Raw genomic sequence first — 20,506 nt, forward strand, 5'->3', positions numbered from 1 at the left:
ATTTAATTAAGACATGTTAACACAACTAAAATACATAATTTCTAGAACCAATTTACCAGAATCTTCTGTTAAAAACACCATTAAACTTTTAAACGAAGACTTTACAGTCCCTTTTATTTCACGTTATAGAAAAGAAGCAACTGGTAATTTAGACGAAGTTAAAATTGGTGACATTATAAAGTACAAAGAACAATTTGAAGCTTTAGAAAAAAGAAAAATCAGCATTTTAAAAGCACTTGAAGAACAAGGTGTTTTAACCCAAATACTAAAAGAAAAAATTGAAGCTTGTATAGATATTACAACACTTGAAGACTTGTACTTACCATTCAAGAAAAAACGCAAAACAAAAGCAGAAACTGCTAGAAAAAATGGTTTAGAGCCGTTAGCCAAAATAATAATGAGCCAAAACTCTAACGACATCCAATCTATTGCCTATAAGTATGTAAAAGGAGAAATAACAACGGTTGAAGAAGCTTTAGAAGGCTCCAGACATATTATTGCAGAATGGATAAACGAGCGATTAGACATTAGAAATAATCTTAGAAACCAACTAGAAAGACATGCGCAAATTTCTACTAAAGTGGTAAAAACTAAAGTTGAAGACGAAAAAGCTCAAAAATTTAGAGATTATTTTGACTGGTCTGAAAGTTTACAACGTATTCCTTCTCATAGACTTCTAGCTATTTTAAGAGCAGAAAATGAAGGTTTTATTCGTGTGAAAATTGAAATTGATGATATAAAAGCCTTGGAAAACATAGTTAGAAGGATTATAAAAGCTCAAAACACATGTGCAGATCAAATAGAGCTTGCCATAAGTGATGCCTATAAGCGTTTATTATTTCCTTCACTAAGTAATGAAGCCTTGAGCAATGCAAAAGAAAAAGCAGATGAAGCTGCAATTACTGTTTTTGCAAAAAACTTAAAACAATTATTACTAGGTTCTCCTCTAGGTGAAAAACGTGTTTTGGCTATCGATCCTGGATTTAGAACTGGATGTAAAGTGGTTTGCTTAAATGCACAAGGTGCTTTACTACATAATGAAACCATTTATCCTCATCCACCAAAAAGCGATAGTATTGGTGCCATTAAAAAGCTTTCATCTTTAACCGAAGCTTATAAAATAGAAGCCATAGCCATAGGAAATGGTACTGCTTCTCGTGAGACAGAAGCTTTGGTTAAAAAAGTACATTTTAAAAACGACATACAAGTATTTGTTGTTAGCGAAGCTGGAGCAAGTATTTATTCGGCATCAAAAATTGCAAGAGACGAGTTTCCTAATTATGATGTTACAGTGAGAGGTTCGGTATCTATTGGCAGACGGTTACAAGATCCATTAGCAGAGTTGGTAAAAATTGATGCAAAATCTATTGGTGTTGGACAATACCAACACGATGTAGACCAAAACAAACTTCAAAAAGAATTGGATATTGTAGTAGAAAATTGTGTAAATAATGTGGGTGTAAATATTAATACTGCAAGTGTTCCATTATTAAGTTCGGTTTCTGGAATTGGTCCAAAATTAGCCGAAAATATATTTAATTATAGAAATAAGAATGGCACATTTAAATCTAGAAACGATATAAAAAAAGTACCTCGTTTAGGCGAAAAAGCCTTCGAACAAGGTGCTGCTTTTCTAAGAATTAAGGATGGTAAAAATCCTTTAGACGATTCTTCAGTGCATCCAGAAAGTTACAAAACTGTTGAAAAAATGGCAAAAGACGCTAGTGTTTCGGTAAAAGAATTAATTGGGAATGAGTCCATTCTTGGAAATATAAATTTAAAAAACTATTGTACAGAAACTATTGGGCTTTTAACTCTTGAAGACATTGTTAAAGAATTAAAAAAACCAGGACTAGATATTAGAGAAACTACAAAAGTGTTTAGTTTTAGTCAAAATATAAAATCTATTACAGATTTGCATTCTGGACAATTATTACCTGGAATAGTTAATAATATTACTGCTTTTGGGTGTTTTGTAGATATTGGTATAAAAGAAAGCGGTTTAATACATGTTTCTAATTTAGGCGACAGTTTTGTGAAAGATGTAAACGAGCACGTACATTTACACCAACAAATTATTGTAAAGGTTTTAGAGGTTGATGTTGCTAGAAAACGTATTCAACTAAAATTACATAAATAAGATGTTGAAGATAGCCTACCATCCTATATATTGCCATCCATTACCAAAAGGTCACAGGTTTCCTATGTTAAAATACGAGCTGCTTCCACAACAATTAATTTACGAAGGGACTTTTACTCAAGATAACTTTTTTGAACCTGTTAGAATGATTAACGAAGCACCAATTCTATCTGTTCATGATCCAGAATATTTTTACGAATTACTAAATATTACTTTAAACCAACGTGCAGCAAGGAAAATTGGTTTTCCTTTAAGCGAAGTTTTAGTTAAGCGCGAAATAACAATAGCAGATGGCCTTTATAATCTATTGCTGGTGTATTATTGTTATACGACGGAAAATCGTATCCAATTCTTGGTGATAGCTGAAAATAATTTGTGCCGTTTTCTGTTTGTTATGCTTGAGTAGTAAACGACAAAGCGCATACTATTACAACAATAAAAAGTTTAATTGTGTGTTTTAATTTGTTCATCATTTTAGTTTTAATTTGTTTATACAGTCTTATATCATTAGGGTTACTATTTTGTTACCCTATTTTTAAAAGTTTTTTAAAAAACTCTCAAATCACTTATGACAAGACAAATATTGATGAAACTAAAGTTTAAGCATATGGTCAATTTATTTATAGTGCTTTTGAGTCTATTATCTATAAACCTGGTTCTATAAACAAAAAAAGCCCACTCAATAAGTGGGCTTTGTAAATTTTATAAAATATATACTTAAGTTGCTTGAAGCAATAGTAGTCCCATTGCTACACAAATTATTGGAAGTGCTAAAAGTAATCCGAAGTTGTATTTTGGCGCTTTCTTTTTATTGAATTTAGCATTCATCACCTTTCTTGTTTTACCATTATAGCTTATCCAATTTTTAAAATGAATGGCTAATGAAACAACAACAAATAATATCCATGCTTTATCCTTAGACATAGCATCTACATGCAATTGACTGAAAAATGCAGCAAAAAAGCAGCCTAAAAGAAACACTAGTGCTATTTGTAAAACCGAAGTATATAATAAGGCTATAGTATTAGCTTTTTGCTTATATCGTGTTTTAAAACGAGAAAACATATAATAGAAAAACCAATCGAAAACTGTCATGACTTAAAAGTAAAAAACCTGATAGCTAATACTATCAGGTTTTATATATTATTTTTTTATTTCTGAGTAATTATTCAGCTGAAATTTTTACATTATCTACTTCCCAAGTTGCTGCTGAAGCAGCAGTTGAAGTATATTTAAATGCAATAAATAAGTTGCTACCTGCAGCTGCAGAAACGTCTAACAAACCAGAATCTGTCCATGAAGACCAGCTACCTGTGTTTGTATCTAAAGTTGGAGATAAAGCAACCCAAGTTCCATCTGTAGTTGGATCACCACCAGCATAATCTGTAGCGTAGAAGACCTCAATATCATTACCATCGTAACGTTTAACCGTTTGAAATGTTAAGAAAGCTGATGGCACAGAAGATAAATCGATAGGCAGTGAAATTAACCAATCTTCATTTAATTGTGCTCCACCAGAAAAACCTGACATTGTTGCACTATCTGATGGGTTTCCAAAACTATTATAATACCATTCTTGAGTACCTGTAACATTATATGGTGTCCATTTATTTAAGTTACCTGCAGAGAAATCATCTTCAAATAATGGATCACAACGTAATGCATTATCAAAATTCAATGCTTCTGGAGAGTTAATGTAGATTGTATAAAAATCATCAAAGTAATCTCTTGTTAACACACCTTCAATAGAACCTCTATTAGCTGGTAAATTAAGTCCTTTAAAATCTGAGAATGTACTTGTACTCAATACAACAGATCCTCCAGTATCACAACTTTCTAATGTACGTTCACCATCGAAACTATCGTTAGGTTCAGATGCAAATGTTGTTGTATTACCAATAACTAAGTTACTATTAAACTGCATGTTATTTAGTCTAATATATTGGCTTTCTAGAGCATCGCTAAAATCTGATATAGATACTTCTTTAGCAACAATAGTTGCCACTTCTGCAGATCTTAATACATGTTGAACAACTACTGTACTTGGTATTCTTTCAAGTTCGTCTCCTTCTAAACGACCTAACTGAATTACGCCATTACTTTCTCCAACAGAAAGACCGTTTAACTTAATGTAAACTTTACGTCCAAACTCATATTGAGTAAACATTGGATTTTTATCTACTTGAACTACAATGGCTGCTGTTGGGTTTTCTGGAGCATCTTGGATTACTAGTTGCTTATAAAAGTTTCCACCTTCATCACTAGAAACTACATAACCTTCAGTATATTTCTCTGTTACTGTTGTGCTTGCTTCTTCATAAGTTACAGGATCTCCATTTCCTGTTCCAAAGTTTCCTAATACTGCACTTAAAGAATTAAATTGTGCATCTGCATTTGGGTATTCTGTAATTCCAGCAATTCCTGTAGGAACATCGAAATTATCGTCTTCAACACAGCCAGTTAGTAAAACTAAACTCACTAAAAATACTGCGATTGGGTTTAAATTAAATTTTTTCATTTTTTCTTGAATTTATTTTTTTCTATAAATATAATTAAAATCTTACGTAAACGTTTAAATAATACGTAGTTCCGTTACCAAAAAAGTAACGATTACCAAAAACAGGTCCGTTTTCGTTTGTTTGTTCGTCTAATTGACTTCTATAATCTACACGTCTAGACTGCTCAAAACCACCTGTACGGTATTCTTGATTAAAAACGTTGTTAATTGTTGCAAAGAAACCAACAAAGTAATCATTTACTTTCCATGATTTTCCACCAATAATGTTTACTAACATATAGTCATCAAACTGTTCTTGCTGTAATAATCTTTTTGCAATTGCTGGATCTACGCTATTAATTTCGCCACCAGTAAGCACATAATCATTTCCTCCTGCAGTTGCATCTTGGAATTGTGTATCTGCATATAGTTCTGGATCTGTAATAAAAGCTGCACTTCTTTTTAATGCACTGGCATCTACATATGCATTAGAAAAGTGGTTTGCTGTTACACCAATATTCCAATAATCTGGATCACGATATTCAAATCCTAATTGAAATGCGCGTTCTGGTCCACCAGCAACATGTAAGTTTTTAAGATTTGTTGTTCCGTCTCCAAAAACTGCAGTTCCTGTACCAAATTCTTGGCTATATAATGTAAGGTTTGGATTATTATTATATGTGTATTGTCCAAAAGAAGCAGCTCCTTTTAATTTAATTGTAGGTGTAACTTGAGCTTCTATACCTAACTCTGCTCCTATTCTTTGTGTTTCTATTCCTGTAATAGCTTCTTGTACTAAATTACTTCCTGCTCCTTCACTAAAAAAGAACCCTGTTTCTGTACCATCTTGAAAATTAGAGTAAAAACCTGTTAATCTAGCTTTCACTATAGAAGAACGAAAGATATAACTTGCATCTACACTTGTAATGGTTTCGCTATCTACATCTCTAAGTAACATGTTAGATTGTCTAACATTTGCAAAGGTGTTTCTAATATTTGGCGCTTTAGTCATATAAGCTCCATTGAAATCTAATAAGTGACGACCTGTAATTTTATATGTTGCTCCAGCTTTAGCACCAAAGTTTTCAAATTCAACTTTGTCTCCTTTACCAAAAGAATTACCTTCAAAATAACCATTTTCATATAGACCGTTACGTTGATAATCTGTTTTAGATACGTTTCCAGCAAGGTAAAAATCAACTTTACTGTATTTAAATACTGCCTGAGCAAATGCTCCAATAACGTTAGCATCTATCTCGTAATTGTATTTATAACGATCACCTTCTCTTACTAGTCTATTAGGATTATTTAAATCTGATTGGGCTGTGGTTAACACACCATCTGTAGATTGAATATTTTCATCAGAGAAAAAATCGACGTCTAAATAGGTAGTACCTCCTAATAAGTCTGAAACTTCAGCAAAATTCTCACTATTTAATCTTCTATAATTTACAGAAGCATTAAAACGAATTTTATCTGTTAATTCTGTATCAAAAATAATGTTAGCCATTAACTGCTTATCGTCTATTCTATCTTCTTGAATAGCATAGATTGCATTTTCTGAAGTTGCATTTGCAGTATATAGTGCTCTCCAATCAAACTGTCCATCGTTTTGAAACGCTTGACCAGCTAAATAAGCTTGCTCATAATTATAAGCTGTTGGTCCTCCATCTACATTTAAAAAATAACTAGGTAAGTTTTGATAATATGTAGGATCTGTATTTCTAGCACCTCCAATATAACTATCTTGACCTTGGAAGGTTACTAAACGTGTTCCACCATTATCCACTCTTGTGTTTCCGGTTTCTCCAAATTGGTATCCTATATTAGTATTAATTGATGTTTTTTCTGAAAGGTTCCAATAATGATTTAACATTAAAATTGGTTCTTCTATTCTACGAATTCTAGAGTTTCTAATTTCGCCATTTAATTCTCCCCAAAACGGATTGTATTGTCTTCCTTTTAGGTCGAATACTTCTTGAGTTAAGGCTGTACCTCTACCTCTTCTATTTTGAGCATATATAGAAGTAAAGTTAATACTATGGTTCTCATTAATTTTCTTTTCTACAGAAGCGACAAAAGAATTAGCATCATATAATGTACCATCAACATAACCTCCATCTCCAAAACGTCTAGAAGCTAACAAACTATATGCCCATCCATTTTCTGTTAGACCAGAATTGTAACTTGCCATTAAACGACCTTCATAGCTTCTATTAGCCGATGCAAAAGATAAACGTCCTCCTTTACGATATTTAGAGGCTCTCATAATAATGTTATTTGTACCTGCTAAATCACCAAAATTATAATCGTTAGGAGATAAACCCATAGAAAATTCTTGATTACGTTGTAAATCATTAATTCCTCCCCAGTTTCCCCATTGAGGTCTTCCTGTAGATTGTTTATTTAGCTCAAGACCATTAATTAAAACCTTACCATTTGCATTGTCCAAACCTCTTGGCCTAAAAAATGTAGCACTAAAGTCGAAAGCTGCGGCACTTAAAAACACATCTCTAGAGGATTGTAATAATCCTGATACGTTACTGGTTAATCCATCATCTTCACTATTTAACTGATCGTCTGAAATAGAAATAATGTACAAATCTTTTTTATCGCTAGCGTTATAAGCTAAGGTCATATCCTGTATATCTACAGTTTGTCCTTCGTTAACAATAATAGGATAACGTTTTGTTGTGTAATCCAATTTCTCGATTTTTAAAACTTGCTCTCCCAAAGGAATGCCTTTTTTAAAGCTAAATTGTCCAAGACCGTCTGTTTTTGTAGATAGGTCTGAGCCTTCAATAGTTACTGTTACTTCAGGAATAGGCTCATAAGATACCGCATCTATAACACTTCCTTTTACAAGAGTTTCTTGCGCAAAAAGTGAAAATGTGGAAAAAATTCCTAAAAAGAAAATTAAAAAACTTTTTTTCATACTATAAATTATAGTTAATAAATTGTTGGTGCAGTAAATAATCATTATTTAAGGCGTGCAAAGTTACATTTTTTATTAGAAATATTTACCTTTGGCAAACATTTTGTATAAATGTATAATATAAACATAACATTACTATTAATGAAGAACTTTAAATCGTGGCTTTCAGTCGTACTAATTACTGCTGTTTTAACCGTTAATGCTCAAGAAGAAAAGAAATATAAAATCCATACTGTGGCGTTTTATAACCTAGAAAACTTGTTTGATACAGAAAACGATACAGAAAAAAATGATGAGGCTAGTCCAATGATGGAGATTAAAGCAGATCGAGAAGAAATTTACAAAAAGAAAGTACACAATATGGCTCGTGTAATTTCGGACATTGGAAGTAGTAAAACAGGAAATGCACCTGCAATATTAGGTGTATGCGAAGTTGAAAACATAAAAGTAATGCAAGATGTGGCAAACGATCCTTTGTTATTAGCGAAAGATTATGGAATTGTACATTTTGATTCTCCAGATAGACGTGGTATAGATGTTGGTTTAATGTACCAAAAAGGTTTATTTCAGCCTATATCTAAAAGTTCGCACACTTTAAAAATATACGATGACACTACTAGAGAACGTATTTACACAAGAGATCAATTATTAGTATCTGGACAACTTGAAGGAGAACTTATACATATTATTGTTAACCATTGGCCTTCAAGACGTGGTGGTGAAGCTAGAAGTCGTCCAAAACGTGTTGCAGCAGCAAAGCTAAATAAACATATTATGGATTCTTTACAATCTATAAACCCTTATGCTAAGATTATTACAATGGGAGATTTAAACGATGATCCAACAAATGCAAGTGTAAAAGATGTTTTAAAAGCTAAAAGCAAACAAAAAAACGTGAAAATTAAAGGTATTTATAATCCTTTTATTAATATGTTTAAAAAACAAGGTTTAGGAACTGGTGCATACAGAGATTCTTGGAGTTTATTTGACCAAATTATGATTACTAAACCATTTTTAGAAAAAGAATACACTAATTGGACTTATTATAAGGCTGGTATATTTAATGAAAATTATTTAGTAAACAAAAAAGGACGATGGAAAGGTTATCCACTAAGAAGTTTTGCAGATGGAGGCTTTACTAACGGCTTTAGTGATCACTTTCCTGTTTATATTTATCTAATTAAAGAAACAGAATAAGAATTACTTTAAAAAGTTAAAACGCCAGCTATTTTAGTTGGCGTTTTTTATTACCTTGTTTTAAATGAAAAACTTACTCTTTGCTCTATTTACTTTCACTAGTTTTTTGATGTACAGTCAAAAGACAGAGATAAAAACCATAGATAATAAAACCATAAAGTCTATTATTATTAAAGGAGATGCCATTTTTAAAATTAAGACTAAAACCACAAAAACGAATATAATTACTATAATTAGTAAAATTGAAGGAGAAGAAGCACAAAACACTACAATAATTAATGAAATTAAAAATGACACTTTATTAATTTCTAGTGCCTATAAAACATTTTTAGAAAAAAACAACGATAAATTAAGTGCTCACAAGCAGCTTTCTATAGAGGTTTCCATTGAAATTCCAGAACATTTATATTTAAGTTTTAAAAGTAAAATTGCATCAGCAGAAGTTACTGGAAAATACAAACAACTCATACTTGAATTAAACCAAGGCAATGTTAACATTAACAATTTTTATGGTAATGCCATAATTAACACTATAAATGGTAATATTAACATCTTCAAAACTAAAAAATAATCTTACTTTAGCTTTAAAATACTGTAATGTCTATAAAGAAAGTGACACTTTTAATTATTATTATTTTACTTATCGACCAAATAAGTAAACTGTATATAAAAACACATTTTCAATTACATGAATCTCTAGAAATCTTTAATTGGTTTAAAATTTACTTTGTTGAAAATGATGGTATGGCTTGGGGAACCACCTTAAGTGATATTATTCCTTTTATTAGTGAGAGCACTGCAAAATTATGTTTAACCTCTTTTAGAATTTTAGCTATTCTTGGTATTGGTTATTGGTTAATACATTCCATAAACATGCAAGTTTCTAAAACCCTTATTTTAGCTTTAGTTTTTATATTTTCTGGAGCTTTAGGTAATATAATAGATTCTGTTTTTTACGGTGTTTTATTTAACGATAGTTTTGGTCAAGTTGCTTCTTTTATGCCACGAGATGGTGGTTACGGTAAGCTGCTTTTTGGAAACGTTGTAGATATGCTTTATTTCCCTTTGTGGCAAGGAAATTTACCCGAATGGATGCCATTAATTGGTGGTACTAATTTTATTTTTTTTGAACCAGTATTTAATGTTGCAGATGTAGCCATTGCAATAGGGTTTGGTATTTTACTATTCTTTAATAAAAAAGCATTTCCTAAAAAGGAAGAAAATATATAAATTTTAATACCGTTAAAAAGAGTATATTTTTTGAGGAGTAACACAGTAATCTAAAGCAACATCGTCTTTAAAAACATCTGATATTTTAGTTTCAGCTTCAAAAAAAGACAATCCAATTTTTATAGTTTCCGGCTTACAATCTGCTAAAAATTTATCATAAAAACCTTTTCCATAGCCAACTCTATTTCCATTTTGGTCAAAAGCTAATAATGGAAGAAAAACTACTTCAATTTTATCGTTTTTAATTTCTATACCATCAACAGGTTCTGGAATGTTATAGTTATTTAATTTAATTGTAGTGCTGTCTGTTAGTAAAAAATTGTTTAACGTTTTCGTTTTAAAATCACTTTTAGAAATTACAATGTTTTTGTCTTTTCCAGATAATATATTAAGAATAAAATCTGTATTAACTTCGTTGTAGCTTTCTATTGTTAAAAATATATGATAGAACGATTGCTGCCAGATATCTAATTCTAGCAATTTGTTTGCAATCGTCAAGCTATGATTTTCAATTTTATTTTCGCTTAACTGAGCTCTAAGTGCTTTATATTTTTTGCGTAATTCTACTTTATTCAATCTCTTTAGATATATGAAAAATAGCATCACCTTGATAAATTATTGGTGACTCATTAATATTAAAAACATAACCATTGTGAGGCGCTTTTACAAAATGGTTAAAACTTCCATAAGGATCGGTAATATGACCAATTACTTCATCTTTTTCAATGTAAGAGTTTATTTTTACTACCGTTTTAAACATTCCAGAATACCTAGCTCTAATCCACTTACTTTTTTTAATAATTATAGCTTTAGTTTTTGGATTAGACACTTTAAACTTAGTGTTTAACATTCCTAAATGGTGTAAAACTCGTTTAGCACCATTAACACCACTATTAGTTATAGTATTGTCTATATTAAAAGATTTACCACCTTCAAACAAAAGCATAGGTACTCCTTTATTGTGGCATGCATTTCTAAAAGATTTATTTAAGTTTTCAGAATAATAAATAAAAGGAGCTCCAAAAACATGAGCCAACTCTGTAAGTCTTGCATCATTGTTAATAATTCGTATTTGTGAAGCATTAAAACGGTCAGCTCCTCCTGTATGAAAATCCATTACAAAATCTGCATGTGGTACAATTTCAGACATAACAAAATGTGCCACTCTACTAGCTAAAGAACCATCCTCAGAGCCTGGAAAAGAGCGATTTAAATCTCGTCCATCGGGAAAAAGTCGATCCATATTTAAAAACCCAAAAACGTTTATAACTGGAACACAAATTATAGTACCACACTTTGGCTTATTAATTCCTTTTGCAATAATTTGTCTAACTATTTCTACTCCATTAATTTCGTCTCCATGAATACCAGCAGTTATTAAAACTGTTGGCCCAGCTTTTTTAGAGCGCTCAATTATAATAGGTACATCTAGAGTATTACGAGTATGTAATTTTGCAACCTCAAAAGTCACTGTTGCACTTTGACCAGGCTTGATGTTTTCTCCTAAAATATGTAACTGATCTATTTTCTTTTCACTCATTATCTATAATTGTACTTAAACATGACGTTCAATAAAACGAATAATAGTTGATGCAATATCTTTTTTTGTTGCCGCTTCTATTCCTTCTAATCCTGGAGATGAATTTACTTCTAATATTAATGGCCCACGAGAAGATTGTAACATATCTACACCACAAATACCTAACTCTAATGATTTAGCGGCTTTTAAAGCAGCATTTTCTTCCTCATCAGTAAGCTCAATTATATTAGCACTTCCTCCTCTATGTAAATTAGATCTAAATTCTCCTTCTTTACCTTGACGTTTCATTGCTCCAACAACTTGTCCATCTACTATAAAAGCTCTAAGATCTGCACCTTTAGATTCTTTAATAAACTCTTGAACTATAACTCGAGCTTGCAATCCATTAAAAGCTTCAATAACAGATTCTGCTGCATTATTTGTCTCTGCTAACACTACACCTAAACCTTGTGTTCCTTCCAATAGTTTAATTATTAATGGTGCTCCACCAACATAATCAATCATGCTCTGAACGTCTTTTGCATAATTTGAAAAGACGGTCTTTGGCATTCCTAAGCCTGCTCGTGACAATACTTGTAGACTACGTAATTTATCTCTTGACCTAACCAAAGCCTGAGACTCTACAGCAGAAAACACTTTCATCATTTCAAATTGACGAACTACTGCTGTTCCATAAAAAGTTACTGAGGCTCCAATTCTAGGTATAACAGCATCTGCCTCTAAAATTCTTCCTTTAAAAATAACTTTCGGATTCTTTTTTTCTATAATAATATCACACATTAAAGGATCGATGACTTCTACTTCGTGTCCTCTTTTTTTTGCGGCTTCAATAAGGCGTTTAGTAGAATATAAATGAGCGTTTCTAGATAAAATTATTATTTTCATTGTGGTAAATTGATATATTAGTAGTTAGTCTACGATTTAGTTTTGTGTTTTTTGATTTATTTCTTTTTGCTTATAAGATAAGTTTTTTAGATTGATGTCTACTATAAACTTTTTCGATAAAAACTTTCGGCCTATTAGTATTGGATATTTCATCTCACTTCTTGTGCTTAAAGTAAGGTCTATTTTGTACTTTTTATTAAAAAGCAGCACACTAGTTTTTACCATATATCTGTTTTGAACCATTCCATTGCTACTTTTTACTTTAGTAGTTGTATAGTTTTTAAAAACAATAATTTTTTTATTATAATTTTGATGTTCTTTATCAAAAAAAAGACATTTCAACAAATTATCCTCTTCAATAACTTTATGGCAATGCATAGATGAGGTAAATGCACCAGTATCTATTTTTACGTCAATATCAAATAAATCCAAAGTAGGAAAATCAACTTTATCTATTCTACCTATAGTTTTTTTTGGCATTTTTTAAAGCTTTAACAATTGACGCAAGGTAACAAATATGCTTAAAAGGGAAATTTTATTTTTTGAAATTAAATTAAATGGATAAACGCGCAATTATTTATAAATAATTACCTTTGAGTATATGTCAAATCCATCTCTAGAAATACAATTAAAAACGATACCAAGCGCTCCTGGCGTATACCAGTATTTTGATACAGAGGGTAATATTATTTATGTTGGTAAAGCAAAAAATTTAAAAAAAAGAGTCTCTTCTTATTTTACAAAAACTCACGAGAATGGCAAAACTAGAGTTTTAGTAAAAAAAATTGCAAGTGTAAAACATATTGTTGTAGAGACAGAAAACGATGCGCTATTATTAGAAAACAATCTAATAAAAAAACACAAACCAAGATATAATGTGTTATTGAAAGATGATAAAACGTATCCATGGATTTGTATTAAAAATGAACGTTTTCCACGTGTTTTCCCTACTAGACGTGTTATTAAAGATGGAAGCGAATATTTTGGTCCTTATACCAGTATGAAAACCGTAAAAACGTTACTAGGCTTAATTAAAGGATTGTACCAATTACGAAATTGTAACTATAATTTGTCTCAAGAAAAAATTAATGAAGGAAAATATAAAGTTTGTTTAGAATACCATTTAGGAAATTGTAAAGGTGCTTGTGAAAGTCTGGAAACAGAACAAAATTACTATAAAAACATTATTGCAATTAGAGAAATTTTAAAAGGAAATTTTAAAGAATCTTTAGGCCAATTTAAAACACAAATGCAAACACTTGCGCAAGACATGCATTTTGAGGAAGCCCAAAGAATTAAAGAAAAAATTGAAGTTTTAGAAAACTACCAAGCAAAATCAACCATAATTAATCCTAAAATTAGTAATGTAGATGTGTTTTCTATAGTAAGCGATGAAAGTTATGGCTACATAAATTTTCTTCAAATTTCTTATGGCTCCATAATTAGATCGCATACGCTTGAAATAAAAAAGAAATTAGACGAAACAGATAAAGAACTTTTAGAACTCTCTATTATAGAACTTAGAGCACGTTTTAATTCAAACTCAAATGAGATTTATGTGCCTTTTAAAGTAAATGTAGGAGAAGATATTAAAGTTTCTTTACCTCAACTTGGAGACAAACGTAAAATTTTAGACCTTTCTATTCGTAATGCAAAGTATTACAGAATGGAGCGTTTTAAACAAGTTAAAATTACAGATCCAGATCGCCATGTCAATAGAATTATGGCACAAATGCAAAAGGACCTTAGGCTAAGCGAAGAACCAAGACATATAGAATGTTTCGATAATTCTAACATACAAGGTACTAATCCTGTTGCAGCTTGTGTTGTTTTTAAAAATGGTAAACCAAGTAAAAAAGATTATCGGCATTTTAATATTAAAACCGTAGTTGGTCCAGACGATTTTGCTTCTATGGAAGAAGTTGTTTACAGACGTTACAAACGTTTGCTAGAAGAAGAGCAACCTTTACCACAATTAATAATTATAGATGGTGGAAAAGGACAATTGTCTTCAGCGTTAAAAAGTTTAGATGCTTTAAATTTACGCGGTAAAATTGCAATTATAGGAATTGCAAAACGCTTAGAAGAATTGTTTTATCCTAACGATCCAATTCCATTATATTTAGATAAAAAAAGCGAAACTTTAAAAATAATACAACAATTAAGAAACGAAGCTCACCGTTTTGGAATTGAGCACCACAGAAATAAACGTAGCAAACAAGCGTTAAATACAGAAATGGAAACCATTCCTGGAATTGGAGAGAAATCTATTATCGATTTGCTTAAAGTTTTTAAATCTGCAAAACGTATTGCAAATGCCAAATTAGATGAACTTGAACACGTTGTAGGAGTATCTCGAGCAGAAAAAATATATAGCTATTACCATAAAACCGAAAGCGAATAAATGAAGAATATTATCATCGTAATTTTACTATTAACAATAGCAAAAACAAATGTTTTTGGACAAAATAAACTTGAGAAAGAACCAAAAGTAGGTTTAGTTTTAAGTGGTGGTGGTGCTAAAGGGTTAGCACATATTGGTGCATTAAAAGTTATAGATAGCCTTGGTATTCGTGTAGACTATATTGCAGGAACAAGCATGGGAGCTATAGTAGGATCTCTATATGCTTCTGGCTATTCTGGTAAGCAATTAGACTCAATTTTTAAAGATGTAGATTTCAATAAAATACTAAGCGACGAAATTCCAAGAGCAGCAAAAACGTTTTACGAACGTGAAAACAACGAAAAATATGCTCTAATTTTACCATTTAATAATTTTAAAGTAAAATTACCATCTGCTTTATCAAGAGGCCAAAACACCTTTAATTTATTATCTAAACTTACATTACATGTTAATAATATAAATGATTTTAGCAAACTTCCAATTCCGTTTTTCTGTATCGCGACCAACATAGAAACTGGACAACCTGTAATATTAGATCAAGGCAATCTAGCACAATCTGTAAAGGCTAGTGGTGCATTTCCATCCTTGTTTGAGCCCGTAATAATAGACAAACAACTATTAATAGATGGAGGCGTTACAAACAATTACCCAATAGACGAATTACGCGCTAAAGGCATGGATGTTATTATTGGTGTCGATGTACAAGATGGTCTTGCCAATAGAAGTGATTTGTCTTCGGCTCCTGCGATACTGTTTCAAATTAATAATTTTCGTACCATAAATGATATGAAAATTAAAAAGCCAAAAACTGATATCTACATTAAGCCAGATATCACAAAGTTTAATGTAGTGTCTTTTGGAGATGGTGCTAAGATTATTAAAAACGGAGAAATAGCAGCTAAATTAAAAGGTTCAGAATTAAGTGAGCTGGCAAAAAAGCAAAGAAAAAAAAGAGTAAAATTTATAGAACCTAAAACTCAGGACAGCATTCAAATAAATCAAGTCTTTTTTAAAGGCTTAGATAATTATACTATTTCTTATGTATTAGGAAAATTAAAACTAAAACCATTTGAAAAAGTAAGCTACAAGAAATTTATTAGTGGTGCAAATAACCTAGTTGGAACCAATAATTTCGACAGTTTTACCTATAAACTAATACCCTCTACAAATAATGGTGTTGAAGGCTACGATCTACACACAGAAATAAAAGAAACAGATAAAACCACCTTTTTAAAATTTGGTTTACATTATGATGGTTTATACAAGAGTGCACTTTTAGGAAATTTTACAAAAAAACAATTACTCTTTAAAAGTGATGCGCTTTCATTAGATCTAATAGCTGGTGATAATGTGAGGTATAATTTTGAGTATTATATAGACAAAGGTTTCTACTGGAGTGTTGGTGTAAGCTCACGATATAACGAGTTTGATAAAGACATAGCTGCTTCCTCTTTTTTATCACCCGGATTATTTTCTGCATCTGGCCTAAATAAATTAGATATTAAAGTTACAGATATTACAAATAGAGTTTTTGTACAAACACAATATAAAAACGATTTAACTTTAACGCTTGGTGCAGAACAAAAACATTTAAAAATTTCAACCGAAACAGTATTACCAAATACTAGCGAAAACGCTACAATTTTTGACAATAGCGATTATTTAAGTGCCTTTGGAAATCTACGTTTCGATTCTTTCGATAATAAATATTACCCAAACGAAGGCTTTTATTTCAATACCGATTTTAATTTATATCTATTCTCATCAGACTATAACACAAATTTTAGTCAGTTTTCAATAATTAGTGGAACTTTAGGCTATGCTTATTCTTTTACTCCAAAATTTAGCGCTAGTATTATTAACGAAGCAGGTGCAAAAATTAATGGTAAGGATATTTTGTATTTAGATTTTGCTTTAGGTGGTTATGCAAACAACTTTATTAATAATTATAAGCCCTTTTTTGGCTACGACTTCTTATCGATTGCAGGAGACAGTTACATAAAAGGTACCATAAATTTAGATTACGAAATAATAAAAAAACACCACATTTCACTAGCAGCAAATTTTGCAAACGTAGAAGACGATTTATTTAGTTCAGAAGATATTGAGTGGTTTTCACTCCCAGATTATTCAGGTTATGCCTTAGGCTATGGTGTAGAAACTTTTCTTGGTCCTATTGAAGCTAAATACACGTTTTCACCAGAAACAAAAGAAAGCTATTGGTTTTTTAATTTAGGTTTTTGGTTTTAGAATTTCAAATTTCTTAAACTCCAAAAAAATCACGATATTTGTTTTAAATGAATTACCTCTGGCAAGACATATTAACCTTTTTAAAATTTCTTATTAAAAGAAATCCAGAGTGATTTTTCCTTTCCTTATGTCGCATTAAGCAAAGCAAAAGTCTAACTTTAAGCTTTAAATTTTTAACTCAAAACTTAAAAAATGCCATTTTATCATAAATTAGGAAACATTCCACCCAAAAGACACACACAATTTAGAAAAGAAGATGGGTCTTTATATTACGAACAACTTTTTGGCACCATAGGCTTCGATGGTATGAGCACAAACTCATACCACGAACAACGGCCAACACAAGTAAAAGAAATAAAAAAACAATACAGTGTTGCACCAAAGATTGCTAAAAAAAACCACATACAATCTTACAGGTTAAAAGGGTTTCAAGTAAAACCAGAAAACGATTATTTAGAAAGTAGAAAAGCCGTTTTAACCAATAGCGATTGTACTATTATTTTAGCTGCACCAAAACAATCTACTACAGATTATTTTTACAAAAATGCAGACGCAGACGAAATGATTTTTATTCACAAAGGCTCAGGAAAACTAAGAACACATCTTGGTAACTTAGACTTTAAATATGGAGATTATCTTATAATTCCACGAGGCATAATCTACAAAATAGACTTCGATACAAAAGACAATAGACTATTTATTGTAGAATCTCGTAGCCCAATTTACACACCAAAACGCTATAGAAACTGGTTTGGACAATTATTAGAACACTCACCATATTGCGAACGCGATTTGCGTAGACCATATGAGTTAGAAACCAATAACGAATCTGGCGACTTTTTAATGAAAGTTAAAAAACAAGATGATATTTTCGATATGGTTTATGCCTCTCATCCTTTTGATGTTGTAGGATACGATGGTTTTAACTATCCATACGCCTTTTCAATTCACGATTTCGAACCTATTACTGGTCGTATTCATTTACCACCACCAATTCATCAAACCTTCGAGACAGACACCTTTGTAATTTGTAGTTTTGTGCCACGCTTGTACGATTATCATCCGCAGAGTATTCCAGCACCATACAACCACAGTAATATTGATAGTGACGAGGTTTTATATTATGTAGATGGCGACTTTATGAGCCGAAACGATATCGAGCAAGGCCATATTTCGTTGCATCCAGCAGGAATACCTCATGGTCCACATCCAGGAGCAGCAGAACGCAGTATTGGTAAAATCGAAACTCAAGAACTAGCTGTTATGGTGGATACATTTAAACCACTAATGGTAACAGAAGAAGCCATGAAAATTGCAGACGAAGACTATTATAAATCATGGTTAGAACATTAAAATAATTATAAGAAGCTATTTCCTGCTTTCCGTTATATCTTTTTTGAAAAAAACAAAAAAGGATGTCTCTACAATCAGGGCTAAAATATTTGTAAAGTAGTAGCTAAATCAAAATAACTTTATCAACTTACTGAGTTGGTTTTCTTTCTACAAGAAAGATTAAGAAATAAAAATTATGAGTAAAAAAGAAGTAAAATCAGTAAACTACGGTTTAGAAAAAATATTTGAAGGCGCGCAAGACTTCTTGCCTCTATTAGGAACAGATTACGTAGAGTTCTATGTTGGTAATGCAAAACAATCGGCACACTTCTACAAAACAGCATTCGGTTTTCAATCTTATGCATATAAAGGTTTAGAAACAGGATCAAGAGACTCTGTAAGTTATGTATTAAAACAAGACAAAATTCGTTTAGTACTTACAACACCTCTAAATAGCTCATCTCCAATTAACAACCATATTGTAAAACATGGAGATGGTGTAAAAGTTGTAGCACTTTGGGTAGAAGATGCCAGAAAATCTTACGAAGAAACAACAAAACGTGGTGCAAAATCTTATATGGAACCTACTGTTGAAAAAGACGAATTTGGCGAAGTCGTTAGAGCAGGAATTTACACCTATGGAGAAACCGTTCACATGTTTGTAGAACGTAAAAACTATACAGGAACATTTATGCCAGGTTTTGTAGCGTGGCAAAGCGACTATAATCCTGAGCCAGTAGGTTTAAAATATATAGACCATATGGTCGGTAATGTTGGTTGGGGACAAATGAACAAATGGGTAAAATGGTACGAAGATGTTATGGGCTTTGTAAACTTTTTATCTTTCGACGATAAACAAATCCATACAGAATACTCAGCACTTATGAGTAAAGTTATGAGTAATGGAAATGGACGCATAAAATTTCCTATTAACGAACCAGCAAAAGCAGCAAAAAAATCACAAATTGAAGAATATTTAGATTTTTATGAAGACTCTGGTGTGCAACACATAGCAGTTGCCACAGATGATATTATCAAAACTGTTGCCCAACTAAAAGCTAGAGGTGTCGAGTTCTTACCACCACCACCACAAGCTTACTACGACGATATTCCAAGACGTTTAGGAGTGCACATGGACATGATGAAAGAAGACATTAAAGAACTACAAAAACTATCCATTCTTGTAGATGCAGACGAAGAAGGTTACTTACTACAAATTTTTACAAAACCTGTAGAAGATAGACCAACATTATTTTTCGAAATCATACAACGTATGGGAGCACAAGGTTTTGGAGCAGGAAACTTTAAAGCTTTGTTTGAGTCTATTGAACGTGAACAAGCAAAACGTGGAACTTTATAAATATATTTTTTAATTTTTATTCAAAAGAGGAAACTAAGTTTCCTCTTTTTTTATTTTCAAACCCTTAAAAAACTCTTCCAAATTAATTTCAAAATAGTCACATATTCTTTTAAGAGTACTGACTGTAATATTCGTTTTGCCTTGCTCTATTCTTGCAAGATGAATCCCTGTATCAAAATAAAAAATTTCTAAAGTCACACCTCTATTAACTCTTAACTCTTTTATTTTTAGAGCGATAGCATTATTAAGACTATGGTTTTTAAATTGTGACATTATAATCACAATATCTACATTGTATTTGAAAAAAATAATAACTTATTTGTCATTATTCTAAAAAATACTTATATAAAACACATAGTTAACTTAATCAAAAGGACCTTTTAATCATTAATGGTTTCGAAAAGTTAAACACGTTTTAAATTTGAAAAGAATACTAAACTAAAGAGCAAACTTACAAAACTATCCGAAAATTTAGAGAAGAGTAACTCTAATATCCAAAATAAAACTGTAGTTTCAAATGAATATGGATTTACTATTGATACAGATCAAGCAAATTATATAGAAAGCGCAGATGCATCTTATCATTCCTATACTTTTTACATTCAAAGAGATATAGAAACAGATGCATTAGAAAATTTATTATTCTCTTTAAAACCAGATGGTACTTATAAGATAAGTCTAATAGCATATAATACAACAGCACAAGAAAAAGAAGATGTTTTTAATGGTATTAATA

16 protein-coding genes and 1 pseudogene are annotated in these 20,506 nt (G+C 31.2%); 9 read left to right on the top strand and 8 right to left on the bottom strand.

Features of this window, described 5'->3' with window-relative positions; translation table 11 throughout:
- Positions 1-13: 13 nt before the first annotated feature.
- Together P8H50_RS02260 and P8H50_RS02265 are read left to right on the top strand one after the other, a co-directional pair.
- The gene (locus P8H50_RS02260; RefSeq protein ID WP_300205180.1) at positions 14-2,140 is read left to right on the top strand and encodes a Tex family protein; all 2,127 of its coding nucleotides are present in this window, start codon (positions 14-16) and stop codon (positions 2,138-2,140) included.
- Position 2,141: 1 nt separating this feature from the next.
- A pseudogene (locus tag P8H50_RS02265) lies at positions 2,142-2,435 on the top strand (histone deacetylase); the annotation flags it as partial.
- Between the two features lie 422 nt (positions 2,436-2,857).
- Here the strand turns inward: P8H50_RS02265 and P8H50_RS02270 are convergent.
- The 3 genes from P8H50_RS02270 to P8H50_RS02280 all read right to left on the bottom strand — a co-directional run bounded on the left by P8H50_RS02270 (position 2,858) and on the right by P8H50_RS02280 (position 7,572).
- On the bottom strand, positions 2,858-3,235 hold the full coding sequence (locus tag P8H50_RS02270) for a hypothetical protein (RefSeq protein ID WP_300205182.1): 378 nt from the start codon (positions 3,233-3,235) through the stop codon (positions 2,858-2,860).
- Between the two features lie 70 nt (positions 3,236-3,305).
- Entirely contained in the window at positions 3,306-4,658 is a 1,353-nt protein-coding gene (locus P8H50_RS02275) for a DUF5689 domain-containing protein (RefSeq protein WP_300205184.1), read from the bottom strand.
- 34 nt (positions 4,659-4,692) lie between these two features.
- Positions 4,693-7,572, bottom strand: a complete 2,880-nt coding sequence (locus P8H50_RS02280) for a carboxypeptidase-like regulatory domain-containing protein (protein ID WP_300205186.1) — start codon at positions 7,570-7,572, stop codon at positions 4,693-4,695.
- 141 nt (positions 7,573-7,713) lie between these two features.
- On the opposite strand from P8H50_RS02280, the gene P8H50_RS02285 reads away from it, so the two are divergent.
- From P8H50_RS02285 to P8H50_RS02295, 3 genes are all read left to right on the top strand, one after another.
- On the top strand, positions 7,714-8,769 hold the full coding sequence (locus P8H50_RS02285; RefSeq protein ID WP_300205188.1) for an endonuclease/exonuclease/phosphatase family protein: 1,056 nt from the start codon (positions 7,714-7,716) through the stop codon (positions 8,767-8,769).
- A 109-nt stretch (positions 8,770-8,878) separates the two neighbouring features.
- Complete coding sequence (locus P8H50_RS02290) at positions 8,879-9,340, top strand: hypothetical protein (RefSeq protein WP_300205190.1); 462 nt, start codon at positions 8,879-8,881, stop codon at positions 9,338-9,340.
- A gap of 26 nt (positions 9,341-9,366) precedes the next feature.
- Positions 9,367-9,999 (top strand): lipoprotein signal peptidase, encoded by a 633-nt coding sequence (locus tag P8H50_RS02295; protein WP_300205192.1) that lies wholly within the window; start codon positions 9,367-9,369, stop codon positions 9,997-9,999.
- Positions 10,000-10,011: 12 nt separating this feature from the next.
- On the opposite strand, the gene P8H50_RS02300 is transcribed toward P8H50_RS02295, so the two are convergent.
- The 4 genes from P8H50_RS02300 to P8H50_RS02315 are packed head-to-tail and all read right to left on the bottom strand — an operon-like array spanning position 10,012 to position 12,904.
- The gene (locus tag P8H50_RS02300; protein ID WP_300205194.1) at positions 10,012-10,575 is read right to left on the bottom strand and encodes a 5-formyltetrahydrofolate cyclo-ligase; all 564 of its coding nucleotides are present in this window, start codon (positions 10,573-10,575) and stop codon (positions 10,012-10,014) included.
- Positions 10,568-11,539 (bottom strand): succinylglutamate desuccinylase/aspartoacylase family protein, encoded by a 972-nt coding sequence (locus P8H50_RS02305; protein ID WP_300205196.1) that lies wholly within the window; start codon positions 11,537-11,539, stop codon positions 10,568-10,570. Before P8H50_RS02305 ends, P8H50_RS02300 begins: the two co-directional genes overlap by 8 nt.
- 15 nt (positions 11,540-11,554) lie before the next feature.
- Positions 11,555-12,424 (bottom strand): 30S ribosomal protein S6--L-glutamate ligase, encoded by an 870-nt coding sequence (gene rimK, locus P8H50_RS02310; protein WP_300205198.1) that lies wholly within the window; start codon positions 12,422-12,424, stop codon positions 11,555-11,557.
- A 36-nt stretch (positions 12,425-12,460) separates the two neighbouring features.
- Positions 12,461-12,904, bottom strand: coding sequence for a RimK/LysX family protein (locus tag P8H50_RS02315; protein WP_300205200.1), 444 nt, complete (start codon positions 12,902-12,904; stop codon positions 12,461-12,463).
- Between the two features lie 121 nt (positions 12,905-13,025).
- Here P8H50_RS02315 and uvrC point away from each other — a divergent pair, with 121 nt between their 5' ends.
- The 4 genes from uvrC (at position 13,026) to hppD (ending at position 19,770) form a co-directional block, all read left to right on the top strand.
- The gene (gene uvrC, locus P8H50_RS02320; protein ID WP_300205202.1) at positions 13,026-14,828 is read left to right on the top strand and encodes an excinuclease ABC subunit UvrC; all 1,803 of its coding nucleotides are present in this window, start codon (positions 13,026-13,028) and stop codon (positions 14,826-14,828) included.
- The gene (locus P8H50_RS02325) at positions 14,829-17,078 is read left to right on the top strand and encodes a patatin-like phospholipase family protein (RefSeq protein WP_300205204.1); all 2,250 of its coding nucleotides are present in this window, start codon (positions 14,829-14,831) and stop codon (positions 17,076-17,078) included. It abuts the gene before it with no gap.
- Between the two features lie 192 nt (positions 17,079-17,270).
- Positions 17,271-18,431: a homogentisate 1,2-dioxygenase gene (locus tag P8H50_RS02330; RefSeq protein ID WP_300205206.1), complete on the top strand. Its 1,161-nt coding sequence runs from the start codon at positions 17,271-17,273 to the stop codon at positions 18,429-18,431.
- Between the two features lie 175 nt (positions 18,432-18,606).
- Entirely contained in the window at positions 18,607-19,770 is a 1,164-nt protein-coding gene (gene hppD / locus P8H50_RS02335) for a 4-hydroxyphenylpyruvate dioxygenase (protein WP_300205208.1), read from the top strand.
- A gap of 33 nt (positions 19,771-19,803) precedes the next feature.
- On the opposite strand, the gene P8H50_RS02340 is transcribed toward hppD, so the two are convergent.
- Complete coding sequence (locus tag P8H50_RS02340; protein WP_300205210.1) at positions 19,804-20,043, bottom strand: helix-turn-helix transcriptional regulator; 240 nt, start codon at positions 20,041-20,043, stop codon at positions 19,804-19,806.
- Between the last annotated feature and the right edge of the window lie 463 nt (positions 20,044-20,506).

This window comes from Lacinutrix sp., from assembly GCF_029238095.1.
GTDB lineage: Bacteria > Bacteroidota > Bacteroidia > Flavobacteriales > Flavobacteriaceae > Lacinutrix.

Excerpts from the sequence above, each read along its gene's own strand:
- P8H50_RS02315 (WP_300205200.1), bottom strand. The coding sequence starts at position 12,904 with ATGCCAAAAAAAACTATAGGTAGAATAGATAAAGTTGATTTTCCTACT.
- P8H50_RS02325 (WP_300205204.1), top strand. The coding sequence starts at position 14,829 with ATGAAGAATATTATCATCGTAATTTTACTATTAACAATAGCAAAAACA.
- P8H50_RS02340 (WP_300205210.1), bottom strand. The coding sequence starts at position 20,043 with ATGTCACAATTTAAAAACCATAGTCTTAATAATGCTATCGCTCTAAAA.
- hppD (WP_300205208.1), top strand. The coding sequence starts at position 18,607 with ATGAGTAAAAAAGAAGTAAAATCAGTAAACTACGGTTTAGAAAAAATA.
- uvrC (WP_300205202.1), top strand. The coding sequence starts at position 13,026 with ATGTCAAATCCATCTCTAGAAATACAATTAAAAACGATACCAAGCGCT.
- P8H50_RS02330 (WP_300205206.1), top strand. The coding sequence starts at position 17,271 with ATGCCATTTTATCATAAATTAGGAAACATTCCACCCAAAAGACACACA.
- P8H50_RS02275 (WP_300205184.1), bottom strand. The coding sequence starts at position 4,658 with ATGAAAAAATTTAATTTAAACCCAATCGCAGTATTTTTAGTGAGTTTA.
- P8H50_RS02270 (WP_300205182.1), bottom strand. The coding sequence starts at position 3,235 with ATGACAGTTTTCGATTGGTTTTTCTATTATATGTTTTCTCGTTTTAAA.
- P8H50_RS02280 (WP_300205186.1), bottom strand. The coding sequence starts at position 7,572 with ATGAAAAAAAGTTTTTTAATTTTCTTTTTAGGAATTTTTTCCACATTT.
- rimK (WP_300205198.1), bottom strand. The coding sequence starts at position 12,424 with ATGAAAATAATAATTTTATCTAGAAACGCTCATTTATATTCTACTAAA.
- P8H50_RS02305 (WP_300205196.1), bottom strand. The coding sequence starts at position 11,539 with ATGAGTGAAAAGAAAATAGATCAGTTACATATTTTAGGAGAAAACATC.
- P8H50_RS02295 (WP_300205192.1), top strand. The coding sequence starts at position 9,367 with ATGTCTATAAAGAAAGTGACACTTTTAATTATTATTATTTTACTTATC.
- P8H50_RS02290 (WP_300205190.1), top strand. The coding sequence starts at position 8,879 with ATGTACAGTCAAAAGACAGAGATAAAAACCATAGATAATAAAACCATA.
- P8H50_RS02260 (WP_300205180.1), top strand. The coding sequence starts at position 14 with ATGTTAACACAACTAAAATACATAATTTCTAGAACCAATTTACCAGAA.
- P8H50_RS02285 (WP_300205188.1), top strand. The coding sequence starts at position 7,714 with ATGAAGAACTTTAAATCGTGGCTTTCAGTCGTACTAATTACTGCTGTT.